The 21,731-nt window shown below is 61.7% G+C and carries 22 protein-coding genes and 1 other RNA gene; 10 read left to right on the forward strand and 13 right to left on the reverse strand.

Annotated elements, in window-relative coordinates; genetic code table 11:
• Nucleotides 1-9: 9 nt before the first annotated feature.
• From JOE32_RS16210 to JOE32_RS16225, 4 genes are all read right to left on the reverse strand, one after another.
• On the reverse strand, nucleotides 10-1,227 hold the full coding sequence (locus JOE32_RS16210) for a 2-octaprenyl-3-methyl-6-methoxy-1,4-benzoquinol hydroxylase (protein ID WP_209990560.1): 1,218 nt from the start codon (nucleotides 1,225-1,227) through the stop codon (nucleotides 10-12).
• Nucleotides 1,228-1,326: 99 nt separating this feature from the next.
• Complete coding sequence (gene ubiH / locus JOE32_RS16215; RefSeq protein WP_209986186.1) at nucleotides 1,327-2,514, reverse strand: 2-octaprenyl-6-methoxyphenyl hydroxylase; 1,188 nt, start codon at nucleotides 2,512-2,514, stop codon at nucleotides 1,327-1,329.
• On the reverse strand, nucleotides 2,511-3,833 hold the full coding sequence (pepP, locus tag JOE32_RS16220; RefSeq protein WP_209986189.1) for a Xaa-Pro aminopeptidase: 1,323 nt from the start codon (nucleotides 3,831-3,833) through the stop codon (nucleotides 2,511-2,513). The genes ubiH and pepP overlap by 4 nt, the downstream gene beginning before the upstream one ends.
• Nucleotides 3,834-3,852: 19 nt before the next feature.
• Nucleotides 3,853-4,410, reverse strand: coding sequence for a YecA family protein (locus JOE32_RS16225; protein ID WP_209986192.1), 558 nt, complete (start codon nucleotides 4,408-4,410; stop codon nucleotides 3,853-3,855).
• 138 nt (nucleotides 4,411-4,548) lie between these two features.
• Here JOE32_RS16225 and JOE32_RS16230 point away from each other — a divergent pair, with 138 nt between their 5' ends.
• The 4 genes from JOE32_RS16230 to JOE32_RS16245 all read left to right on the forward strand — a co-directional run bounded on the left by JOE32_RS16230 (nucleotide 4,549) and on the right by JOE32_RS16245 (nucleotide 5,969).
• Nucleotides 4,549-4,758: a TIGR02449 family protein gene (locus tag JOE32_RS16230; protein ID WP_003177365.1), complete on the forward strand. Its 210-nt coding sequence runs from the start codon at nucleotides 4,549-4,551 to the stop codon at nucleotides 4,756-4,758.
• The gene (locus JOE32_RS16235) at nucleotides 4,755-5,072 is read left to right on the forward strand and encodes a cell division protein ZapA (protein WP_003234809.1); all 318 of its coding nucleotides are present in this window, start codon (nucleotides 4,755-4,757) and stop codon (nucleotides 5,070-5,072) included. Before JOE32_RS16230 ends, JOE32_RS16235 begins: the two co-directional genes overlap by 4 nt.
• A gap of 30 nt (nucleotides 5,073-5,102) precedes the next feature.
• Nucleotides 5,103-5,281: non-coding RNA, 6S RNA (ssrS, locus tag JOE32_RS16240), on the forward strand.
• Nucleotides 5,282-5,339: 58 nt separating this feature from the next.
• On the forward strand, nucleotides 5,340-5,969 hold the full coding sequence (locus JOE32_RS16245; RefSeq protein WP_209990563.1) for a 5-formyltetrahydrofolate cyclo-ligase: 630 nt from the start codon (nucleotides 5,340-5,342) through the stop codon (nucleotides 5,967-5,969).
• Nucleotides 5,970-5,976: 7 nt separating this feature from the next.
• Here JOE32_RS16245 and JOE32_RS16250 read toward each other — a convergent pair whose 3' ends face one another.
• Complete coding sequence (locus tag JOE32_RS16250; RefSeq protein ID WP_163001020.1) at nucleotides 5,977-6,123, reverse strand: hypothetical protein; 147 nt, start codon at nucleotides 6,121-6,123, stop codon at nucleotides 5,977-5,979.
• A 194-nt stretch (nucleotides 6,124-6,317) separates the two neighbouring features.
• Here JOE32_RS16250 and JOE32_RS16255 point away from each other — a divergent pair, with 194 nt between their 5' ends.
• Entirely contained in the window at nucleotides 6,318-6,767 is a 450-nt protein-coding gene (locus JOE32_RS16255) for an EVE domain-containing protein (RefSeq protein WP_209986195.1), read from the forward strand.
• 102 nt (nucleotides 6,768-6,869) lie between these two features.
• A complete protein-coding gene (locus tag JOE32_RS16260) occupies nucleotides 6,870-8,861 on the forward strand; it encodes an acyltransferase family protein (RefSeq protein WP_209986198.1) in 1,992 nt (663 codons plus the stop codon).
• On the opposite strand, the gene JOE32_RS16265 is transcribed toward JOE32_RS16260, so the two are convergent.
• The gene (locus JOE32_RS16265) at nucleotides 8,851-9,258 is read right to left on the reverse strand and encodes a flagellar basal body-associated protein FliL (RefSeq protein WP_209986201.1); all 408 of its coding nucleotides are present in this window, start codon (nucleotides 9,256-9,258) and stop codon (nucleotides 8,851-8,853) included. The genes JOE32_RS16260 and JOE32_RS16265 overlap by 11 nt on opposite strands.
• A gap of 150 nt (nucleotides 9,259-9,408) precedes the next feature.
• On the opposite strand from JOE32_RS16265, the gene JOE32_RS16270 reads away from it, so the two are divergent.
• Together JOE32_RS16270 and glpT are read left to right on the forward strand one after the other, a co-directional pair.
• On the forward strand, nucleotides 9,409-10,386 hold the full coding sequence (locus JOE32_RS16270) for an NADPH:quinone oxidoreductase family protein (protein ID WP_003234819.1): 978 nt from the start codon (nucleotides 9,409-9,411) through the stop codon (nucleotides 10,384-10,386).
• Between the two features lie 245 nt (nucleotides 10,387-10,631).
• Nucleotides 10,632-11,969, forward strand: a complete 1,338-nt coding sequence (gene glpT, locus JOE32_RS16275) for a glycerol-3-phosphate transporter (RefSeq protein WP_209986205.1) — start codon at nucleotides 10,632-10,634, stop codon at nucleotides 11,967-11,969.
• On the opposite strand, the gene JOE32_RS16280 is transcribed toward glpT, so the two are convergent.
• Nucleotides 11,966-12,619, reverse strand: coding sequence for a gamma-glutamylcyclotransferase (locus JOE32_RS16280; RefSeq protein WP_003234823.1), 654 nt, complete (start codon nucleotides 12,617-12,619; stop codon nucleotides 11,966-11,968). The two genes, glpT and JOE32_RS16280, sit on opposite strands and share 4 nt — an antisense overlap.
• Before the next feature lie 221 nt (nucleotides 12,620-12,840).
• Here JOE32_RS16280 and JOE32_RS16285 point away from each other — a divergent pair, with 221 nt between their 5' ends.
• Nucleotides 12,841-13,323 carry a sn-glycerol-3-phosphate transporter gene (locus JOE32_RS16285; RefSeq protein WP_209986208.1) on the forward strand — a complete coding sequence of 161 codons (483 nt, stop codon included), beginning with the start codon at nucleotides 12,841-12,843 and terminating at the stop codon, nucleotides 13,321-13,323.
• Between the two features lie 87 nt (nucleotides 13,324-13,410).
• On the opposite strand, the gene JOE32_RS16290 is transcribed toward JOE32_RS16285, so the two are convergent.
• From JOE32_RS16290 to JOE32_RS16315, 6 genes are all read right to left on the reverse strand, one after another.
• Entirely contained in the window at nucleotides 13,411-14,382 is a 972-nt protein-coding gene (locus JOE32_RS16290) for a CDP-6-deoxy-delta-3,4-glucoseen reductase (RefSeq protein WP_209986211.1), read from the reverse strand.
• On the reverse strand, nucleotides 14,382-15,848 hold the full coding sequence (gene ubiD / locus JOE32_RS16295; RefSeq protein WP_209986213.1) for a 4-hydroxy-3-polyprenylbenzoate decarboxylase: 1,467 nt from the start codon (nucleotides 15,846-15,848) through the stop codon (nucleotides 14,382-14,384). Before ubiD ends, JOE32_RS16290 begins: the two co-directional genes overlap by 1 nt.
• 59 nt (nucleotides 15,849-15,907) lie before the next feature.
• The gene (locus JOE32_RS16300) at nucleotides 15,908-17,890 is read right to left on the reverse strand and encodes an acyltransferase family protein (protein ID WP_209986216.1); all 1,983 of its coding nucleotides are present in this window, start codon (nucleotides 17,888-17,890) and stop codon (nucleotides 15,908-15,910) included.
• A gap of 148 nt (nucleotides 17,891-18,038) precedes the next feature.
• Nucleotides 18,039-19,298 (reverse strand): transcription termination factor Rho, encoded by a 1,260-nt coding sequence (rho, locus tag JOE32_RS16305; protein WP_003176825.1) that lies wholly within the window; start codon nucleotides 19,296-19,298, stop codon nucleotides 18,039-18,041.
• A 234-nt stretch (nucleotides 19,299-19,532) separates the two neighbouring features.
• Complete coding sequence (gene trxA / locus JOE32_RS16310; RefSeq protein WP_003234832.1) at nucleotides 19,533-19,862, reverse strand: thioredoxin TrxA; 330 nt, start codon at nucleotides 19,860-19,862, stop codon at nucleotides 19,533-19,535.
• A gap of 119 nt (nucleotides 19,863-19,981) precedes the next feature.
• A complete protein-coding gene (locus JOE32_RS16315) occupies nucleotides 19,982-20,677 on the reverse strand; it encodes an FCD domain-containing protein (protein ID WP_209986218.1) in 696 nt (231 codons plus the stop codon).
• Between the two features lie 265 nt (nucleotides 20,678-20,942).
• On the opposite strand from JOE32_RS16315, the gene JOE32_RS16320 reads away from it, so the two are divergent.
• Complete coding sequence (locus JOE32_RS16320; RefSeq protein WP_209986221.1) at nucleotides 20,943-21,728, forward strand: transporter substrate-binding domain-containing protein; 786 nt, start codon at nucleotides 20,943-20,945, stop codon at nucleotides 21,726-21,728.
• Nucleotides 21,729-21,731 lie beyond the last annotated feature (3 nt).

Here is a 21,731-nt window from a genome sequence, read left to right on the forward strand (position 1 = left end):
ACGGCAGTGTCAGGGTTTCGCCAACTCCGGCAGATCCCCGGTCAGCCCCAACGCCTGGCGAACGAACACAGCCTTGGCTTCAGGCATCCGATTGACCACCTTCAACCCGGTATTACGCAACCAGCGCAACGGCAGCTGATCGGCCTGGAACAGGCGCTCGAAGCCTTCCATCGCCGCCATCAACGCCAGGTTGTGCGGCATGCGCCGACGCTCGTAGCGGCTCAGGACTTTCACCTCGGCCAGGCGTTCACCGCGCTCGCTCGCCGCCCGCAGCACCTCGGCCAGCACCGCAGCATCGAGCAACCCCAGGTTAACGCCCTGCCCCGCCAGCGGATGAATCGCGTGGGCCGCATCGCCGATCAGTGCCAGGCCTTCGGCCACGTAGCGCTTGGCATGACGCTGGCGCAAAGGCACGCAGACGCGCGGGTCGGCGCTGACCACCGTTCCCAGCCGCCCTTCGAATGCGCGCTCCAGCTCACGACAGAAGCGTTCATCATCCAGCGCCATCAAGCGTTCGGACTCAGCCGGCGTGGTCGACCACACAATCGAACACCATTCCTGCTGCCCGTCCCGATCCAGCGGCAGAAATGCCAGCGGGCCGGTATCGGTGAAGCGCTGCCACGCCGTACGCTGGTGCGGCTGGCTACTGCGCACGCTGGTGACGATGGCGTTGTGCAGGTAATCCCATTCGCGGGTGGCGGTGCCGGTCAGGCGGCGCACGGCGGAGTTGGCGCCATCGGCGGCCACCACCAATGGCGTACGCAGCTTGCGGCCATCTGCCAGGGTCAGCAGCCAGTCGTCGCCGGAACGACGCATCTGCTCCAGGCGTGCATTGGCCAGCAAGCCCAGGTCGCAGTCGTGCAGGCGATCGAGCAAGGCGTCCTGCACCACACGGTTTTCAACGATATGCCCGAGCACGTCGGCGTGCACACTGGCCGCCGAAAAGTGGATCTGCCCGGTGCCGCTGCCGTCCCACACCTGCATTTCGCCATATGGGCTGGCGCGGCGCGCCACGATGCCATCCCACACGCCAAGCCGTTCGAGGATGCGCTGGCTGGCGGCCGACAAGGCGCTCACCCGCGGCTCGAACGCTGCGTCTGGGTCAAACGGTTTGACGCTCAGCGGGCTGCCATCGAGCAGCAGCACCTGCAGGCCACTGCCCTGCAACGCCAGCGCCAGGGCGCTTCCGACCATTCCGGCCCCGACAATCAGCACATCTGCGCGCATGTCCATGCTTTAAACCTGCCTCGCTGGCGGCCTGCGCCGCACGTAAAGGGTTTTGCCGACGCACCTGATCAAGCAAGGCATCGTCGATAAAGAATTCACTCACACATCCGAGCGCGTGCCCAGGCCCATGGCCTGACGGGCGAACCAGCGCTTGGCCGGCGGCAACAGGTCCAGGCCCAGCAGGCCGAGGTTACGGCCCAATGCCACCAACGGCTGGCCGCTGCCAAACAGGCGCGTCACCTGGTCGGAGAAGCCCACGGTCAGTTGCTGATCGCCGCGCTGACGGTCGCGATAAGCCTGCAAGGTCGCGAGGTCGCCCGGCACTTGCGGACCGGCCAGCAGGGCTTCGGCCAGGGCATCCGTATCGCGCAGGGACAGGTTGAAGCCCTGCCCGGCAATCGGATGCAGGCTATGGGCCGCATTGCCAAGGATCGCCAGGTGCGAGCGCACTTGTTCTTCAGCCTCCACCAGAGTCAGCGGGTACAAATGACGCGCGCCGACTTGCTTGAACGTGCCCAGGCGGTAGCCGAACACGCTCTGCAGTTCGCTGAGGAAGCTGCGCTCATCGAGGTCGACCAGGCGCTGGGCATCCATGCCGATGCGGGTCCAGATCAGCGCGCAGCGGTTGTCCGGCAGCGGCAGCAAGGCCATCGGGCCATCATCGGTAAAACGCTCGAAAGCCTCGCCGTTGTGGGCTTCGCTCGGGGTCACATTGGCGATCAGCGCGCTCTGGTTATACGGCCGGGTTTTGACACCGATGCCGAGCTGTTCACGCAAGCTGGAACGGCCACCATCGGCCAGCACCGCAAGGTCGCAAGACAGCACCGTTTCATCGTTGAGGGTCAGGCGATAGCCGTCCGGCAACGGCTCCATACGCGTGACTTGCGCCGGACAGCGCCAGCTCACCACGTCTTTATCAAGGCTCTGCCACAGGCATTGGCCGAGCCAGGCGTTTTCCACCACATAGCCCAGGGCCGGCACGCCTTCCTCCAGAGCGGACAGGCGCGCGGTGGAGAAACGGCCACGGTCAGACACGTGAATCTGCTTGATCGGCTCGGCTCGGCGGGAAATGTCCTGCCAGACGCCCAGCCGCTGATAGATCTGCCGCGCGCCGAATGACAGCGCCGAGGACCTCGCATCGTAGCTTGGCTGGTAGCTATCGCCCGGGGCGAAGGGTTCGATCAGCATGATCTTCCAGCCCCGCGCCTTGGCGCCGGCCTGCAATGCCAGCGCCAGGCTCGCGCCCACCAGACCGCCGCCGACAATCGCCAGGTTGACCCGGCTCATCGCGCAGCCGCCATCAGCGCTTCAATTTCGGCCACGGTCTTGGGCACGCCGCCGGTCAGGATTTCACAGCCCTTCTTGGTCACTACCACGTCGTCCTCGATGCGCACGCCAATGCCACGCCATTTCTTTGCCACGTTCTGGTTATCCGGGGAAATATAGATACCCGGCTCCACGGTCAATACCATGCCCACTTCCAGCACACGCCACTCGCCACCGACCCGGTATTCACCGACATCGTGCACGTCCATGCCCAGCCAGTGGCCGGCGCGGTGCATGTAAAACGCGCGGTAGGCTTCGCTGGCGATCAACTCGTCGACATCGCCCTGCAGCAGCCCGAGGCTCACCAGCCCGGCGGTGATCACGCGCACGGTCGCCTCGTGGGCCTGGTTCCAATGTTTGTTCGGCGCGATCTCGGCAAAGGCGGCTTCCTGGGACGCCAGCACGATCTCATAGATCGCCTTTTGCTCGGCCGAGAACCTGCCGTTGACCGGCCAGGTGCGCGTGATGTCGCTGGCGTAGCAGTCGATCTCGCAACCGGCGTCGATCAGCACCAGATCGCCGTCCTTGAGCAGCGCGTCATTCTGCTGGTAATGCAGGATGCAGCTGTTGCGCCCGGCGGCAACGATGGAGCCATAGGCCGGCATTTTCGCCCCACCCTGGCGAAACACGTAATCCAGCTCGGCTTCGAGGCTGAACTCATGCAGACCGGCGCGACTGGCCTGCATCGCCCGCACATGGGCCGCGCAGGAAATGCGCGCGGCCTCGCGCATCACCCTGAGCTCTGCCGCCGACTTGTACAGACGCATGTCGTGCAACAGATGATCCAGGGCCACGAACTCTTTGGGCGGCTGGGCGCCCAGGTGGGCTTTGGAGCGGATCACGTTGATCCACTCCATCACATGGCGGTCGAACTCGGCATTGCTGCCCATGGCCGAATACACCCGGTCGCGGCCTTCGATCAGGCCGGGCAGGATGTCGTCGATATCGGTGATGGGGAAAGCGTCGTCAGCGCCAAAGTCGCGGATCGCGCCTTCGGTGCCGGCGCGCAGGCCGTCCCACAGTTCGCGCTCGGCGTTGCGCTCGCGGCAGAACAGCACGTACTCGCCGTGCTGGCGACCGGGCATCAGCACGATCACCGCCTGCGGTTCAGGGAAGCCGCTCAGGTACTGGAAATCGCTGTCCTGGCGGTAGACATGCTCGACATCACGATTACGAATGGCCACCGCAGCGGCCGGCAGAATCGCGATGCTGTTGGGTTCCATCTGCGCCATGAGCGCCTTGCGGCGCCGGGTGTATTCCGCTTTGGGGATATGGATCATGGGCAGAGGGGCTTCCTTTTTAGTGCAACGACGGCTTGGGTGCAGCGGGCTCAGCGGACTTTTTGGTCTCGGTGAACAGCAGCAGCGGCGCCACGCGCAGGTATTCCATGACCTCCATGTAATCGGCTTCGCCGTCTTCGGATTCTTCCAGGGCATCTTGCACCTGGGAGATGGCGGCGAGGTCCTGCAGCACTTCCCTGGCGTCGGTGCTCAGCTCCAGGCCGCCTGCGTTCACGCCGAAACCGTGGAGGAAGCCCTGGCACCACTGGCCCAGCGCAGCGGCGCGGTCGGCCAGCGGTGCGTCGTCGGAAGGCAGCAGCAGGACGACGGTGACGTCATCGCCGGTCAGCTCGCCTTTGACCATCTCTTGCAGGCCGATCAACGCGTTGCGTACGTTATCGGTGGGTTCGGTCTCCAGCAGCTCGGCCACATCGGCCAGCCAGTTGTCGGCATCGAAGCCGACACCGGTGCAACTGCGGCCCAACAGCACGCCGTGCAGTTCGGCAGGCGAGCAGGGGTGGCCGCTGGTGCTCAGCAGTTTGGAAAAGGCATCGTACGGGGAGTTCTGAATAGGCATGGTGAGCTAGGCGCCAGACGGCGCAATGTCTAGAATGGAGCGCTGTATCCTAGCACCGGCAGACGTACCAAGACTATCGAGGGCGTCAGATCGTTTATCCTGCAGTTGCCATTCATCAGACAAATCCAGTGGAACCCAATGGAAGACACCGACCTGCAAGCGCTGATGGCCAGACTCGAATTGCTAATTGATCGGGTCGAGCAACTTAAGAGTCAAAACGGACTCCTACTAGCTCAGGAAAAAACCTGGCGCGAGGAACGCGCTCACCTCATTGAAAAAAACGAAATCGCCCGGCGTAAGGTCGAATCGATGATTTCGCGCCTGAAGGCCCTGGAGCAAGACTCATGAGTTCAAGCAATAGCGTTACCGTGCAGATCCTCGACAAAGAATATTCGATCATCTGCCCCCAGGAAGAACGCAACAACCTGGTGAGCGCTGCCCGCTACCTGGACGGCAAGATGCGTGAAATCCGCAGCAGCGGCAAAGTGATCGGCGCCGACCGCATCGCCGTGATGGCCGCGCTGAACATCACCCACGACCTGCTGCACAAGCAGGAACGCCCCGATGTACAGGCCAGCGGCTCGACCCGCGAGCAGGTGCGCGACCTGCTCGACCGCGTCGATCTGGCGCTGTCCAGCGATTCGGACGCAGCCAAGGGCTGATTGCCAAGTCTGTTTAAGGTATACTCGCCCCACTCCCTGGCGTGCTTGCCAGTCGGCGATGTCCCGGAGCCGATTCGCACTACCCTGGAAGTTGCACGTTGGGCTGGTGTGCATGTCCGCTAGACGGAAAGCCTTAAAGCCTACTGCTTCTTCCACCTTGAACTTTCGGGTTCAAGGGCTTAGTCGACAGCGGTTCTGTCGGGGAGCCTGAATTCCCAAACTCAATGCCAGTCTTCGGACTGGCATTGTTTTATGAGCCGAATACCCATGACCGAACCTGCGCCGCTTTCCCGTCCGCAACTTCGACGCATGTTGCGCAAGGCCCGTCGCGCCCTCACGCCGAGCGAGCAGCGCCAGGCCGCCCTGGGCCTGTATCGGCAACTGGCACAGCACCCGCTGTTTCGCCGGGCCAAACATATTTCCCTGTATCTGCCGACGGACGGTGAAATCGATCCGCGCCTGCTGCTGCGTGCGGCCCAGCGCCGGGGCAAGGCCACCTACCTGCCGGTGCTGAGCGCATGGCCGCGAACCAAGATGGTGTTCCAGCGCGTGCGTCCTGGGGAGGCATTACGGCCCAACCGCTTTCGCATTCTGGAGCCACGGGTGAATGCCCGCCGCCAGCGCAAGGTGTGGGCGCTGGACCTGGTGCTGCTGCCGCTGGTGGGGTTTGATGATGTTGGCGGACGCCTGGGCATGGGTGGCGGATTCTATGACCGCAGCCTGGCCTACCTCGCCCGCCGCAGGCACTGGCGCAAGCCTACGCTGCTGGGCCTGGCCCATGAATGTCAGAAGGTTGATCGTCTGGCGCAGGCCAGTTGGGATGTGCCGTTGGCAGGCACCGTCACTGACAGGCAATGGTATATCGCAGGAGCGCCACTGGAATCAGCGGCGCCTTGAAGCGGGGTTAACGCTTGTACTGTTGCTGCACGGGAGAGAGCTGAGCCGGCGCATCGGTCTTGTTTGTCCACAAGCTTTGCGCATACCCGGTGGTCACGACGCCCAGACCAAATAAAATCACCAAAATCCATAGTAAATCCGGTTTACGTTGCATCGATTGCCCCCCTTCAGGCATCTCGTACACGATGACAACAACGTTCCAAAGTAGTCCGTTGCAGCTGCGTCAAGCTTAAAAGCCGGCATTCTGCGGTAACGTGAACCAACACGCAAACCTTGGCGCCAACCGACTGTCGGTTTGTCATGGAATTGCCCGACAGCTCGCACAACGCCTTTTTCAGGAACCCGACAATGGCCTACTGGCTGATGAAATCCGAGCCCGACGAACTCTCCATCGACGGCCTGCAAAAGCTCGGCGAAGCCCGCTGGGACGGAGTGCGTAATTACCAGGCGCGCAACTTTCTGCGCGCCATGGCCGTGGGCGATGAATTCTTTTTTTACCATTCCAGCTGCCCAGAGCCCGGCATTGCCGGCATCGGCAAAATCATCAAGGCCGCCTACCCGGACCCGACCGCGCTGGAGCCAGAAAGCCACTACTTCGACGCCAAGGCCAGCGCCGATAAAAATCCGTGGAGTGCGATCGATGTGGCGCATGTGCAGACGTTTCCCAAGGTGCTGGGCCTGGGTTACCTGAAACAGCAAGCCGCGCTCGCCGAGTTGCCACTGGTACAAAAAGGCAGCCGTTTGTCGGTGATGCCGGTCACGGCTGAGCAATGGGCAACCGTGTTGGCGCTGCGCTGAGCGCACGCAACACCTGGACGCATACCTGTCCGAACGGCTAGTCGCGGCGGACCACAGGGTTTGGCAGAATCGTCGACCGCGTTGTCCAGGAAGGAAGATCCCGTGACGCGTTCCACCTGTGCTTACCTACCAGCCATCGACGGCATGCGCGCCATAGCCGTGCTCAGCGTGATCATTTTCCACCTGGATTTTCTCGACCTGCTGCCCGGCGGATTCACCGGCGTCGACCTGTTTTTCGTCATCTCAGGCTATGTAATCAGCCAATCCCTGTGGGAGCGCCGTGACCTGACTCTGGGCGCGTACCTGAAAGACTTCTACCGTCGCCGCCTGCTGCGCATCATGCCGGCGTTGCTGGCGGTACTCTCTGTGAGCTTCATGCTGTCGGCGATGTTCACGCCGCAGTTCTGGCTCAGCGAACTGATCGACCGTACGGGCCTCGCGGCGTTCTTTGGCCTGAGCAACTTCGTGCTGGCCTGGAATACCGACACCTATTTCTCCCCCACTGCCGAACTCAACCCTTACCTGCACACCTGGTCGCTGGGGGTTGAAGAGCAGTTCTACCTGATCTTTCCGGCATTGTTTTTTATCTGGTTACGCTACCGGCAACGCGTTGCGATCGTGTGGGCCGTGCTGCCGTTGATGGCCGCTGCTTCGCTGATCGTCGGGGCCTATCAGGTCAACGCCGCGCCGCTGTCGGCGTTCTACCTGCTGCCCGGGCGCTTTTGGGAACTGGCTTCGGGAGCGCTGCTGTTCCAGCTCATCGGCACGGTGCCGCGCTTCAACCGATGGGCTCCTGCCATGTTGGCCGCCGGTCTGGGTTTGGTCATCGTCGGTTTGCTGTTCGCCAACCCCGGCCAATTCCCGTTCCCCTGGGCGATGGTCAGCGTGGCGGGCGCGCTCTCGATGCTCGCCGGAATCGTGCTGCAAGCCGATCAACCACCCGGTGCGCTGCAACGCCTGCTGCAAAACCGGGTGGTGACCTACCTCGGCCGACTGTCGTATTCGCTGTACCTGTGGCATTGGCCGGTCGCGGTGTTCCTGCGCTGGACCACCGGGCTCGAGCTGCTTGCGGTGCAACTGCTTTACCCGGTGCTGGTACTCGCCCTCGCGGCAGCGTCCTACCACTGGATCGAGATGCCGATTCGCACCGGCCGCTCCGTGGTGCAACGCCAGGCATGGCCTGCGATTGCCAGTGTTGCGGGCGTCACCGGGCTGCTGTGGCTGGGGGCGCAGTGGGTATCGACGAACGCATCGACCCTGTCACTCAGCCAGACCCGCGACAGTTACACCTGGTATGCCTACAAACATTATCCACAGGAAGACTTTGAAACCCTCGATGACCCGCGTGTGCAGGGACGCCAGCTGTTCGTCATGGGGGACTCGCATACGGCGGCCTACCGCACCTTGTTGAAGTTGATCTCGCTCAAGCTCGGGGTGACGGTGGTGGAATATGAACAAGGGGGTTGCGCTGTCGCCAGCTTGATCGGGCCGGACCCCGTGCGCTGCGCCCCGTCGCGCGAAGCCCAGCTCAAGCAGATCGAGGCCCGCGCCAAGCCGGGTGACGTGGTGTTCCTGGCCTCCCTGCGCATGCCTGAACTCACCGCCCGCCCGTGGCGCGAAGGTGAGTCAGCGATAATCGATGAAGCCTTGAAAGAGCTGACTGACGAGAACATGGAAGCGGCGCGAACCGATGCCGAGCGATTATTGCAACGCCTGCAGGCGGCGCAGCTCAACATCCTGATCGACGCCCCCAAACCTGTGTTCAAGGCCGCGCCCAATCGTTGCTCGGACTGGTTCAATCGCATGAACCCGGTGTGCGAGCCGGGCCTGACGATGGAGCGCAATCAGCTTGAGCGGCTGCGCGCGCCGCAGATGCAATTGCTGCGACAACTGGAGACGCGTTATCCGGCCTTACATACCTGGGATCCATTGCCGCTGTTATGCCCCGGTGCCACCTGTTCGGCCTACGAGGAAAACGCCAAACCGTTGTTCTTCGACTCCAACCACCTCAGTGGCCATGGCAACCGCGTACTGGAGCCCGCGTTTACCGCAGCCTTGCTGAAGATATGGGAGGTGCCGCCGGTTACTGAATGATCAGGTTGTTGAACAACAGATCTTCCACCATCGGCTTGCCGGTCTCATCGTTCATGACCTGCTGGGTTTGCTTCAGAGCTTCCTGACGCAGTTTTTCCTTGCCTTCGACGGTGCTCATGGCTTCGTTGGTCTGTTGGGTAAACAGCGCCACCAACTGATTACGGATCAGCGGGTCATTGGCCTTGACCGCCGCAGCCGCTTCGGTACCAGTGACACGCAGGGCAATATCGGCTTTGAACACCTTGAGTTTCGCCGTGCCATCGAGGCCATAGTTGCCCACGAACGGCGGGGTCAGGCTGATATAACTGACCTTCGGCGCCTCACCTTCCTTGGCCTCTTCGGCCTGAGCCGCCATCGGCAAGGTCAGGGCCAGCATCAACAGGATCCACGCTTTCACAATTCATTCCTCACATTTGGTTGCCAAGCAGCATAACGCCAGCGAGGCAGAGCACAAGCTTATGGCGACTCATCAGGCCCGGGCATGCTCGTTGACCCACGGGCGTTCCCTCCTACACTTATCGGCCAAGACGCCAAAAGGAATAGTCCGATGAAAGCTGTGCTGTGCAAAGCCTTCGGCCCCGCCGAAACCCTGGTGCTGGAAGAGATCGAAAGCCCGGCGTTCAAAAAGAACGAAGTGCTGCTGGACGTGCACGCGGCCGGGGTGAATTTCCCGGACACTCTTATTATCGAGGGCAAGTACCAGTTCAAGCCGCCCTTCCCGTTCTCACCGGGCGGCGAAGCGGCCGGGGTGGTCAGCGCAGTCGGCGAAAAAGTCAGCCACCTGAAAGTCGGCGACCGCGTGATGGCTCTGACGGGCTGGGGCAGCTTTGCCGAACAGGTCGCCGTTCCCGGCTACAACGTACTGCCGATCCCGCCGAGCATGGACTTCAACATCGCCGCCGCCTTCAGCATGACTTACGGCACCTCGATGCACGCGCTCAAGCAACGGGCCAACCTGCAACCCGGCGAGACCCTGCTGGTACTCGGCGCTTCCGGGGGCGTGGGCCTGGCCGCCGTGGAAATCGGCAAGGCCATGGGCGCGCGGGTGATCGCCGCCGCCAGCAGCGCCGACAAACTCGCCGTGGCCAAGGCGGCCGGCGCCGATGAACTGATCAACTACAGCGACGCCAGCCTCAAGGACGAGGTCAAGCGCCTGACCGACGGCAATGGCGCCGATGTGATCTACGACCCAGTAGGTGGCGACCTGTTTGACCAGGCCATCCGCGCCATTGCCTGGAACGGCCGCTTGCTGGTGGTCGGTTTTGCCAGCGGACGCATTCCCGAACTGCCGGTGAATCTGGCGCTGCTCAAGGGGGCGGCGGTGGTCGGCGTGTTCTGGGGCTCTTTCGCGCAGCGTCAGCCGCAGGACAATGCGGCGAACTTTCAGCAGTTGTTCACCTGGTATGGCGAAGGCCGGTTGAAACCGCTGGTGTCGAAAATGTATCCGCTGGATCAGGCGGCCCAGGCGATCAACGACTTGGGGCAGCGCAAGGCTGTCGGCAAAGTGGTCGTCCAAACTCGCTGAATGCAGTGAAATGCAATCACTGCGGGAAGGGGCTCGCTCCCGATTGCTGACCCACCGCTATCGGGAGCAAGCCCCCGCCTACATCTGCAGCGCTGATGTGCCCTGGCGCGCAACCACGACTCGCACTTATCCATTTACGACGTGTTCGGATTTCTTGTGTTTGCCCATGAGAGGCGGTGCTATTTTCGGTAACGAAACTGTAACATTCGCATCCGCAGTCAAAACAAGAAATCTGGAGCTCTTGAATGTTTGCTTTCTTTCGTCCTGCCGCGCACCAGGCGCCCCTGCCTGAAGAAAAAATAGACAGTACCTACCGACGACTGCGCTGGCAGATCTTCGCCGGTATTTTCATCGGTTACGCCGGTTACTACCTGCTGCGCAAAAACTTCTCCCTGGCCATGCCCTACCTGATCGACGAGGGTTATACCCGTGGTCAACTGGGCCTGGCGATGTCGGCGATCGCGATTGCCTACGGCCTGTCCAAGTTCCTCATGGGCCTGGTGTCCGACCGCTCCAACCCGCGCTACTTCCTGCCCTTCGGCCTGCTGGTGTCGGCGGGTGTGATGTTCATTTTCGGTTTCGCACCTTGGGCAACGTCCAGCGTGACCATGATGTTCATCCTGCTGTTCATCAATGGCTGGGCCCAGGGCATGGGCTGGCCGCCAAGCGGGCGGACTATGGTGCACTGGTGGTCGCAGAAAGAGCGCGGCGGCGTGGTGTCGGTGTGGAACGTGGCGCACAACGTCGGTGGCGGCCTGATCGGTCCGCTGTTCCTGCTGGGCATGGCCTGGTTCAACGACTGGCATGCAGCCTTCTACGTGCCGGCGACCGTGGCGTTGCTGGTGGCGGCGTTTGCCTTCATCACCATGCGTGACACGCCGCAATCGGTGGGCCTGCCGCCCATCGAGCAATACAAGAACGATTACCCGGAAGGCTACGATGCCAGCCACGAAGAAGAATTCAGCGCCAAGGAAATCTTCGTCAAGTATGTGCTGCGCAACAAAATGCTGTGGTACATCGCGCTTGCCAACGTCTTCGTTTACCTGCTGCGCTACGGCGTGCTGGATTGGGCACCAACGTACCTCAAGGAAGCCAAACACTTTACCGTCGACAAGTCATCGTGGGCCTACTTCTTCTACGAGTGGGCAGGCATTCCGGGCACGCTGCTGTGCGGCTGGATGTCGGACAAGATCTTCCGCGGCAACCGTGGCCTGACCGGCATTGTGTTCATGGCCCTGGTGACCGTGGCGACTCTGGTGTACTGGCTCAACCCACCGGGCAACCCGACTGTCGATATGATCGCCCTGGTGTCGATCGGCTTCCTGATCTATGGCCCGGTGATGCTGATCGGCCTGCAGGCGCTGGAACTGGCGCCGAAAAAGGCCGCCGGCACCGCTGCAGGCTTCACCGGTCTGTTCGGTTACCTGGGTGGTTCGGTGGCCGCAAGTGCCGCCATGGGCTACACCGTGGACCATTTCGGCTGGGACGGTGGCTTTGTGTTGCTGATCGGCGCGTGCCTGCTGGCGATTGCGTTCCTGATCCCGACCCTGTGGCACACCAACAGTGTGAGCTCGGCGCGTTAATCCGCCGCGCAATCCTTGATACAACGCTTGAGCCGCGCCTCCAGGTTTTTATCTGGCATGGCGTGGCTGCGCAGGGCGTTGACGGTCTGCTCGACATAATCGCGAGTGGTGCCGTAACGCCCGCAAGCGCTCTGCAGTACGTGATTGAGCACGATATCGGGCAAGTTGCCGGCATAGCTGGGCAAGTGTCGCTCCAAGACAAATCCCAGCGCCTGAACCTGACTGCCATCTTCCAGACGGCAGCTGAGCCAGTGCGGCTTGTAGGAGGGGTAAGGCATCTCGCGCTGCCACAAGGCGTAAAGCGACGCCTCCAGTTGATCTTCCGGCAAGCGATAGGCGAACCCGCTGCACGAGCCGCCGCGATCAAGCCCGAATACCAGCCCCGGCAACTCCGGCGTACCCCGGTGCTCGTGGGACCACAGGTACAGCCCGCGATGATAGCCATGCACCCGTGCCCGCACGCGTTCGGTCGACGAACATTCAGGGCGCCAGATTAACGAACCGTAAGCAAACAGCCACACCGGCCCACCCTTGTGCCGCGCCATGGTGGCCTGCATCGAGCTCATCAATTGTTCGTGAGTGAGTTGCGGCCCCAGATCGAGTCGCGGAGGGTAAGCCAATTGCAGAAGATCGGTTTCTATGGCGGTCATGGCGAAAAGCGGTGCGCCTCCTGTGTATTACCAGTTGTGAGGGACTTTACCGCAATAGAACGCAGCGCTGTAAGCGCATGGCCCACCTTTGGTCAGGATTGAGCCCGGCACTTCCGCTACTTTCAGCCCCGGTTCAGCCTTGTAACGCGTCCCGGCGCCAAAATGGCGCACACGTTACGGCCCGTTGTCCGCTCCTCACACTGACTACCGAGGTCGCCTCCATGAAAAAGATCCGACTGCCAGGCCTGCTGTTTCTGGCCCAAGCCACCACCGCTTTCGCTGCAGAAGTGCCACCGGCCGAAGACGACAAAGGCTTCTGGTATGCGCAGACCAGCGTGTATACCCGGCACTTTTCGCCCGACCCTGACCACAACAACAAACAGAATCTGATCGGCCTGGAACGCAATGAGGCCTCAGGTTTTGTGTATGGCGGGGCGACGTTTCGCAACTCGTTCGGCCAGCGTTCGTACTACGCCTACGCAGGCCAGCGCTATGACATGGCGAATTACCCCGTCTACCTGAAGATCACGGGCGGGGCGATCCAGGGCTATCGCGGTAAATACCGCGACAAGATCCCACTGAACCGGCTTGGCGTGGCGCCGGTGGTTATCCCGTCGGTGGGCACGTATTACGGGCCGGTGGCGGCGGAGGTGGTGTTGCTCGGCTTCAATGCAGTGATGCTGACCACGGGCGTGCGATTCTAGGTCCGAGACCCGGCTCACCGCCGTGCATAGGGGTTTTGAGGCGAGCGGCACGCGGTGCGTCTCGAACATTGTCCACGCTGCCAAGCCTCAGGGGCGTGGGGCGTAGGCGAACACGTCGGCGCGCATCTGGTGGGCGTCCATGCCTGCTTCGACCAGCGCATCAAGGGTGCCGTAGATCATGGCGGGTGAACCGCTGGCGTAGACGTGCACCGCCGTAAGGTCGGTGATGTCTTCGCACACGGCTTCATGCAGCAATCCGCAGCGCCCTTCCCAGCCGCACAGGTCGCTGACCACCTTGTGCAGAAACAGGTTGGGCAATTGCAGCCACTGGTCCCAGTGTTCGATTTCGTAGAAGTCTTCCGGGCGCCGCACGCCCCAGTACAGGTGCACCGGGTGTTTGAAGCCCGACGCGCGGCAGTGCTCGATCAGGCTGTTCATCTGTGCCATACCGGTGCCGGCGGCGATCAGCACCAGCGGACCGTCCGGCAGCTCGGCCAGGTGCGTATCGCCAAACGGCAATTCGACGCGGGCCATCCGGTCTCGCTGCAATTGTTCGAGCAAGTCGCGGGCGCTGTCCTCGCGCACCAGCACATGCAGTTCCAGCTCGCGCCCGGAATGGGGCGCCGACGCCAGGGAAAACGCCGACTTTTTCTCGCCATTGTCCCGCTCGATCATCAGGTACTGCCCGGCGTGGTAACGCACCGCCTTGCCGGCCGGTGCAAGCAGGCGCACGCGCCATACATCGCCACCGACCTCGACGCATTCACTCAATTGGCACGCCAATTTGCGCAACGGCAACTCTCCCGGCGCCAGCACGCCATCCCACAACACAATGCAATCTTCCAGCGGCTCGGCGATGCAGGTGTAGAACTCACCATGGTCGAGCACCTCGCCATTTTGTTGCACGCGCCCTTCCACCAGCAGCGCCACGCACACATGGCACACGCCATTGCGACACGCCTGGGGGCATTCGTAGCCCAGGCGGCGTGCGCCTTCGAGGATTCGCTCGCCGGGGACAAGCTCCAATACAGCGCCGGAAGGTTGCAGGGTTACACGCATCAATCTATTCCCAATTCTTTCCAGATCGCATCGACACGTGCCGTGACAGCTTCATCCTTGACGATCACCCTGCCCCACTCGCGGGTGGTTTCGCCCGGCCATTTGTGCGTGGCATCCAGGCCCATTTTCGAACCCAGGCCCGACACCGGCGAGGCGAAGTCAAGGTAGTCGATCGGCGTGTTATCGATCATCACCGTGTCGCGCTTGGGGTCCATGCGCGTGGTGATGGCCCAGATCACGTCATTCCAGTCGCGGGCATTGATGTCGTCGTCGGTGACGATAACGAACTTGGTGTACATGAACTGTCGCAAAAACGACCACACACCCAGCATTACCCGCTTGGCATGGCCCGGGTACGACTTCTTCATGGTCACGATGGCCATCCGGTACGAACAGCCTTCGGGCGGCAGATAGAAGTCGGTGATTTCCGGGAACTGCTTTTGCAGAATCGGCACGAACACTTCGTTGAGCGCCACGCCGAGAATGGCTGGCTCATCGGGCGGCCGGCCGGTGTAGGTGCTGTGATAGATCGGCTTGATGCGATGGGTGATGCGCTCCACGGTAAACACCGGGAAGCTGTCGACTTCGTTGTAGTAGCCGGTGTGGTCGCCGTAGGGGCCTTCATCGGCCATTTCGCCCGGATGAATCACGCCTTCAAGGATAATTTCGGCAGTGGCCGGCACTTGCAGGTCGTTGCCACGGCATTTCACCAGCTCGGTGCGGTTACCCCGCAACAGGCCGGCGAACGCGTATTCGGAGAGGCTGTCGGGCACCGGGGTCACGGCACCCAGGATCGTGGCCGGGTCGGCACCCAGCGCCACGGAGACCGGGAACGGCTGCCCGGGATGCTTTTCGCACCACTCGCGGAAATCAAGGGCGCCGCCACGGTGGCTCAGCCAGCGCATGATCACCTTGTTGCGGCCGATCACTTGCTGACGGTAAATGCCGAGGTTCTGGCGATCCTTGTTCGGGCCTTTGGTGACGGTCAGCCCCCAGGTGATCAGCGGGCCGACGTCACCGGGCCAGCAGGTCTGCACAGGGAGCATGGCCAGGTCCACGTCATCGCCTTCGATGACCACTTCCTGGCACACCGCGTCCTTGACCACCTTGGGCGCCATGGCAATGATCTTGCGAAAGATCGGCAGCTTCGACCAGGCATCCTTCAACCCCTTGGGCGGCTCGGGCTCCTTGAGGAAGGCCAGCAGCTTGCCGATCTCGCGCAGCTCGCTGACGGACTCGGCGCCCATGCCAAAGGCCACGCGCTCGGGTGTGCCGAACAGGTTGCCGAGCACCGGGATATCAAAGCCGGTCGGGTTCTCGAACAGCAGCGCCGGGCCCTTGCTGCGCAAGGTGCGGTCGCAAATCTCAGTCATTTCCAGCACCGGGGAAATCGGCATCTGGATGCGTTTCAACTCTCCGCGCTGCTCAAGTTGCTGCACGAAATCCCGAAGATCCTTGAATTTCATTAACCCTGCCACCCGTAAAATAGGCTTACATCCTACCTGCTCTGAGGACGGCTGGCAGCTTAATTGGCCGTCAGCCCCCGTGATTGGAGCGAACTGAACAAGGGCTCCAGGAACGCCTCGATGTGCCGCGCGCCCACGTCGGACAGGTGATTATCGTCGGTGTACAGCGCGCGCCCATTGAGTTCGACCCGGCACAGGCCATCGGTGCCACACAGCTGTGGCGCCGGGTCCAGCACCCTTACACCGCTGTCGGCGGCGGCCAATTCGTCGAACAGGTTGGCGATGAATGCCTCGCGCGCCAGGTGCTTGGCGATCGGCAGTCCTTCACGGTCCACCGGCCGGTGCATCATGGCCAGGCGGCTGAGGCGATACGGCACGATGATTTCCTGCAGCGGCACCTCCTTGACCAGCCACACACGGTGCCCCGCCGCACGCAGGCCCTTGATGCGCGCGCGCATGCCGTCGGCGAAGCGTTGTTCAGCTACCGCGCGTACGTACTGGCCGGTGCTCGGGTCTTTGAGCGCATGCTCCTTGTCACCGGACATCTGCCCATACAGATACAGGCTCCAGCGTGCCGCCAGCACCACATCGCTGATCGGCCGTTCGCTCATGGCCTTCTCGACGCGTCGATTGAAATGCGCGCAGCGGGCAATGTTTTCCAGGCCATCCAGCGGCACACAACCGGCGAAACTGGCCTCCATCAAGCTGATGTCGTGCTTCTTCGCGCCGATTTCGAGCGCCGGGATCAACGCAGTGGCATGGCTGTCGCCCCACACCAACGCAGACACCGCCGGATTTTTCGGACCGAAGTGACAGAACAGGCGCTCATCGGGCGTGTCCTTGTCTGCCATGCAGGCCATCAACTCGGGGCTCCACTTCTTCGCCTGGGCATACCGCAGCGCCTGCTCGGACAAGCGCGACGGCACCCCATCGGCCTTGCGCAGCGCCACGCCCGTGAGGCCGATGGACAGGATGCCAACCGCTGCCGCAACGAGAATCGCCTTGCGTGTTGCCAGCAGACGCTTCTCCCTGAAGGGGGTTTCCACAAAGCGCCAGGACAGATAGCCCAACACCAGGCTCAGCAGCATCAGAGCGCCCAGTTCCGTTGCGCTCAAGCCATCGACCGCCGCGTAGTTGGCGTACACGAATACCGGCCAGTGCCAGAGGTACCAGGAGTACGAGATAAGCCCCAGGCCCACCATCACCTTCGAGCTCAGCAGGCGGCCCACCCAGGTGTATTGCTGCCCGTTGGCCCAGATCAGTCCGACCACGCCGAGCACCGGCAGCAGAGCGGCGGCGCCGGGGAAGGCTGTCTGTGAATCGAAGCCGAATACGGCAATCAGGATCAACCCCATCGCCCCCAGGCTGACCCACTGGGCCAGGGCCGGTGAGGCGCGCCACTCACGTGCGGGCAGCACCGCCAGCATGGCGCCGGCGAGCAATTCCCAGGCGCGCAAATGCAACAGGAAGAAGGCTTTTTGCGGTTCATGCTCCACCGCCCAGACGCTCATGCCGAACGACACCAGCAGCACGCCGAACAGGGCCAGGCGCCAGTGCTTCAAGCGGCTTGAAAGCAGGGTCAGTAGCAAGGGAAAGAGGATATAGAACTGTTCTTCGACCGCCAGCGACCAGGTGTGCAGCAGCGGCTTGATGTCGGACGCCGCCTCGAAATAGCCGTGCTGGCGCGCAAACAGCAGGTTGGAGGTGAAGATCACCTGATAGTGCGCCGCCCGCCCCAGCTCCTCATAGTCTTTGGGCGCCAGCAGGAACCAGCCCGCCACCAGCGTCGCCACGATCATCACGAACAGCGCCGGCAGAATGCGCCGGGCACGCCGCGCCCAGAACTCCACAAAACTGAAGCGCCCGGCCTGGCGTTCGCGCCAGATGATCGAGGTGATCAGGAAACCCGAAATCACGAAGAACACATCAACGCCAACAAAGCCGCCGGTGACGCCCGGCACGCCAAAGTGAAACAACACAACAGCCAGAACCGCGATAGCACGCAGGCCATCAATGTCTCTTCGGTAAGCAAGAACAGTCATAAATCAATGTCAGCCAGATACGAATGGGGATGAGCGTAGACGCACTCGTGTTTTTTTGTGTCTCAACTGACACGTATGCCGCGAACCGCTCATTTGTGACACAAAAAAATGGCGCCCCAAAGGGCGCCATTCTCACGGACCTGAAGTGTTATTTACGCTTCATCGACAAGAAAAACTCGTCGTTGGTCTTGGTGGTTTTCAGCTTGTCGATCAAAAACTCGATGGCAGCGACTTCATCCATCGGGTGCAGCAGCTTGCGAAGGATCCACATGCGCTGCAGTTCGTCGTCAGCCGTCAGCAACTCTTCGCGGCGGGTGCCGGAACGGTTGATGTTGATGGCCGGGAACACGCGTTTTTCAGCGATGCGACGGTCCAGGGGCAGTTCCATGTTGCCGGTACCCTTGAACTCTTCGTAGATCACTTCATCCATCTTCGAGCCGGTTTCAACCAGCGCGGTGGCGATGATGGTCAGCGAGCCGCCTTCTTCGATGTTGCGCGCGGCGCCGAAGAAACGTTTCGGTTTCTCCAGAGCGTGGGCGTCGACACCACCGGTGAGTACCTTGCCGGAGCTCGGTATCACGGTGTTGTAGGCACGCGCCAGACGGGTGATGGAGTCGAGCAGGATCACCACGTCCTTCTTGTGCTCGACCAGGCGCTTGGCCTTTTCGATCACCATTTCGGCAACCTGCACGTGGCGGGTTGGCGGCTCGTCGAACGTCGAGGCAACCACTTCGCCGCGCACGGTGCGCTGCATTTCGGTCACTTCTTCCGGACGCTCATCGATCAGCAATACGATCAGGTGAACTTCAGGATTGTTACGCGCGATGTTTGCGGCAATGTTCTGCAGCATGATCGTTTTACCGGCTTTCGGCGGGGCGACGATCAGACCGCGCTGGCCCTTGCCGATCGGCGCGCACAGGTCGATCACGCGACCGGTCAAGTCTTCGGTGGAACCGTTGCCGGCTTCCATCTTCATGCGCACGGTCGGGAACAGCGGGGTCAGGTTCTCGAAGAGAATCTTGTTTTTCGCGTTCTCGGGACGATCGAAGTTGATCGTATCGACCTTGAGCAGGGCGAAATAACGCTCGCCTTCCTTCGGAGGGCGGATCTTGCCGACGATGGTGTCACCGGTGCGCAAGTTGAAGCGACGGATCTGGCTCGGCGAGACGTAGATATCGTCCGGGCCGGCGAGATAGGAAGCGTCTGCAGAGCGGAGGAAGCCGAAGCCGTCCTGGAGAATCTCCAGCACGCCATCACCGGAGATTTCCTCGCCGCTTTTTGCGTGCTTTTTGAGCAGGGAGAAAATCACGTCCTGCTTGCGCGAACGGGCCATATTTTCTATGCCCATTTCTTCGGCCAGTTGGAGCAGGTCGGTAATCGGCTTTTGCTTGAGTTCAGTCAGATTCATATAGGAATGACGTAATCATTTATGGAGGGGGGAAATTAAGCTTTTGGCTTAATGAGGCCGCGCCGCAGAGAAGGCGACAGGATCGCGTACTAATCGAAAAGGAATGCGTCGGCGACGGCTTGCAGGGGGCAGTGGAGAAACCAGTGCGGGGCCGAATGTACCACCTGAATTTCGGAGCGTCCAGCCCTGTTTCACGAAAAAGCCCCGCGATTTGCGGGGCTTTTTTGACGACGCTTAGATGTTGGCGTCGAGGAAAGCTTGCAGTTGGGACTTCGACAGCGCGCCAACCTTGGTGGCCTCAACGTTGCCGTTCTTGAACAGCATCAACGTAGGGATACCACGCACGCCATGCTTGGCCGGGGTTTCCTGGTTCTCGTCGATGTTCAGCTTGGCAATGGTCAGCTTGCCTGCATACGTGGTTGCAATGTCGTCCAGGACCGGGGCGATCATTTTGCAAGGACCGCACCACTCTGCCCAGTAATCAACCAGTACAGGGCCGGTAGCCTTGAGTACATCAGCTTCGAAGCTAGCGTCGCTAACGTGTTTGATAAGATCGCTGCTCATGGAAGTCTCCAGGTTGTAAGCAAAAAAACGTCGCCCATCATAGCCGCCCTTCCCCCGTTCAGGAAGTCGCCTCTGATTGAGTGTTGCTATGGCGGCGCATGAGTTTGGGTATGAGCCACTCAGGGCGACACGGGGGTCACGAAGGCAATCCCGGTGCGCAACGCTGCATTGCGTACGTGTTCCTGCATGGCTTTCTGCGCCGCCGCGCTCGCGCGCCGGGCCAGGGCGCGCAGGATCCTGCGGTGTTCCTGCCAGGTCTCCATCGCCCTCTCCGGCCGGATGAACGGTAGCTTCTGGCTTTCCAGGAACACCTCGGCGCTGGCACTGAGGATGCTCACCATCGCCTGGTTACCGCTGGCGAGCAGGATGCGTTGGTGAAAGTCGAAGTCCAGCCGCGCCGCCGCTTCGAAATCGCCGGCCCTGAGCACCTTGCGCATCGCCTCGACATTGTCTTCCAGGCCATCGAGTTCATCGAGGGTCAACGTCATCGCCGCCAAACCGGAGGCGAACCCTTCAAGGGCATAGCGCAATTGAAAGATATCCAGCGGCGTGGCCTGCGCTGCAAACGGCCAGGCGAACCCGGGCGACTCCTGCGCCGCCTGCACGAACACGCCTTTGCCCGGCTGCACACTGACCACGCCCAAGGCACTCAGGGACGACAACGCCTCGCGCAACGACGCGCGGCTCACCCCCAACTGCAGCGCCAGGTCACGCTGGGACGGCAGTGCATCGCCCGCGCAGAAGCCTTGCTCCTTGATCAGTTTGCGGATGGCCTGCAAGGCCGCTTCCGGTACGGCTTGGGCGATGGAATGCATAAAAAACTCAAGGTTCCAGTCAACTGAGCGGCTAGTTGTAAAGCTATTCCGGGCCGTCGGCAAGCCACGCCCCAAAGGGGCTCGTGCGGTTTTGGCGACGCTCGAAAAAGGTGCGAAAGGCGCGCGAACTGTTCAGACCAGTAAGACCACCGGAACTCAGCAAATCCCGGCCCCGCAGACGATTCAGGGAAGGCTGGCATGGGCTGTGCAATCACGCACAGCAGTCGAATTCAGAAACCCCCTTCGCCCTTCCCGGAGAGTTGCCATGACCAAGCGCTACAGCGCCCTGCTCACTGCCCTGTTTGCCAGCCTGATGCTGAGCCAGGCGCCCGCCCAGGCCAACGGTCTGGACGATATCGTCGCCCGTGGCACCCTGAAGGTCGCCGTGCCCCAGGACTTCCCGCCGTTCGGTTCGGTCGGCCCCGACATGAAGCCGCGCGGCCTGGACATCGACACTGCCAAGCTGCTGGCCGACCAGCTCAAGGTCAAACTGGAACTGACGCCGGTCAACAGCACCAACCGCATCCCGTTCCTCACCACCGGCAAGGTCGACCTGGTGATCTCCAGCCTGGGCAAGAACCCCGAGCGCGAGAAGGTCATCGACTTCTCCCGGGCCTACGCGCCGTTCTACCTGGCCGTATTCGGCCCGCCTGACGCCGCCGTCAGCACCACCGACGACCTCAAGGGCAAGACCATCAGCGTCACCCGCGGCGCCATCGAAGACATCGAGCTGAGCGCCGTGGCGCCCAAGGAAGCGACCATCAAGCGCTTCGAAGACAACAACTCGACCATCGCTGCCTACCTCGCCGGCCAGGTCGACCTGATCGCCAGCGGCAACGTGGTGATGGTGGCAATCAGCGAGCGCAATCCCAAGCGCGTGCCGGCGCTGAAAGTGAAACTCAAGGATTCGCCGGTGTACGTGGGCGTGAACAAGAACGAGCCGGCCCTGCTGGAGAAGGTCAACCAGATCCTGGCGACGGCCAAGGCCGATGGCAGCCTGGAAAAGAACGCACTGCAGTGGCTTAAAGAGCCATTGCCTGCCGACCTCTGATAC

The organism is Pseudomonas sp. PvP025, assembly GCF_017832155.1.
In the GTDB taxonomy this organism is placed as follows: Bacteria; Pseudomonadota; Gammaproteobacteria; order Pseudomonadales; family Pseudomonadaceae; genus Aquipseudomonas.

What these genes read in the sequence shown, in the direction of transcription:
- JOE32_RS16290 (WP_209986211.1), bottom strand. Translation starts at nt 14,382, where the DNA reads ATGCGTGTAACCCTGCAACCTTCCGGCGCTGTATTGGAGCTTGTCCCC.
- ubiH (WP_209986186.1), bottom strand. Translation starts at nt 2,514, where the DNA reads ATGAGCCGGGTCAACCTGGCGATTGTCGGCGGCGGTCTGGTGGGCGCG.
- JOE32_RS16225 (WP_209986192.1), bottom strand. Translation starts at nt 4,410, where the DNA reads ATGCCTATTCAGAACTCCCCGTACGATGCCTTTTCCAAACTGCTGAGC.
- JOE32_RS16250 (WP_163001020.1), bottom strand. Translation starts at nt 6,123, where the DNA reads ATGCAACGTAAACCGGATTTACTATGGATTTTGGTGATTTTATTTGGT.
- JOE32_RS16285 (WP_209986208.1), top strand. Translation starts at nt 12,841, where the DNA reads ATGAAAAAGATCCGACTGCCAGGCCTGCTGTTTCTGGCCCAAGCCACC.
- pepP (WP_209986189.1), bottom strand. Translation starts at nt 3,833, where the DNA reads ATGATCCATATCCCCAAAGCGGAATACACCCGGCGCCGCAAGGCGCTC.
- JOE32_RS16210 (WP_209990560.1), bottom strand. Translation starts at nt 1,227, where the DNA reads ATGCGCGCAGATGTGCTGATTGTCGGGGCCGGAATGGTCGGAAGCGCC.
- rho (WP_003176825.1), bottom strand. Translation starts at nt 19,298, where the DNA reads ATGAATCTGACTGAACTCAAGCAAAAGCCGATTACCGACCTGCTCCAA.
- JOE32_RS16280 (WP_003234823.1), bottom strand. Translation starts at nt 12,619, where the DNA reads ATGACCGCCATAGAAACCGATCTTCTGCAATTGGCTTACCCTCCGCGA.
- trxA (WP_003234832.1), bottom strand. Translation starts at nt 19,862, where the DNA reads ATGAGCAGCGATCTTATCAAACACGTTAGCGACGCTAGCTTCGAAGCT.
- JOE32_RS16270 (WP_003234819.1), top strand. Translation starts at nt 9,409, where the DNA reads ATGAAAGCTGTGCTGTGCAAAGCCTTCGGCCCCGCCGAAACCCTGGTG.
- JOE32_RS16230 (WP_003177365.1), top strand. Translation starts at nt 4,549, where the DNA reads ATGGAAGACACCGACCTGCAAGCGCTGATGGCCAGACTCGAATTGCTA.
- JOE32_RS16245 (WP_209990563.1), top strand. Translation starts at nt 5,340, where the DNA reads ATGACCGAACCTGCGCCGCTTTCCCGTCCGCAACTTCGACGCATGTTG.
- JOE32_RS16300 (WP_209986216.1), bottom strand. Translation starts at nt 17,890, where the DNA reads ATGACTGTTCTTGCTTACCGAAGAGACATTGATGGCCTGCGTGCTATC.
- JOE32_RS16255 (WP_209986195.1), top strand. Translation starts at nt 6,318, where the DNA reads ATGGCCTACTGGCTGATGAAATCCGAGCCCGACGAACTCTCCATCGAC.
- JOE32_RS16235 (WP_003234809.1), top strand. Translation starts at nt 4,755, where the DNA reads ATGAGTTCAAGCAATAGCGTTACCGTGCAGATCCTCGACAAAGAATAT.
- JOE32_RS16320 (WP_209986221.1), top strand. Translation starts at nt 20,943, where the DNA reads ATGACCAAGCGCTACAGCGCCCTGCTCACTGCCCTGTTTGCCAGCCTG.
- glpT (WP_209986205.1), top strand. Translation starts at nt 10,632, where the DNA reads ATGTTTGCTTTCTTTCGTCCTGCCGCGCACCAGGCGCCCCTGCCTGAA.
- ubiD (WP_209986213.1), bottom strand. Translation starts at nt 15,848, where the DNA reads ATGAAATTCAAGGATCTTCGGGATTTCGTGCAGCAACTTGAGCAGCGC.
- JOE32_RS16315 (WP_209986218.1), bottom strand. Translation starts at nt 20,677, where the DNA reads ATGCATTCCATCGCCCAAGCCGTACCGGAAGCGGCCTTGCAGGCCATC.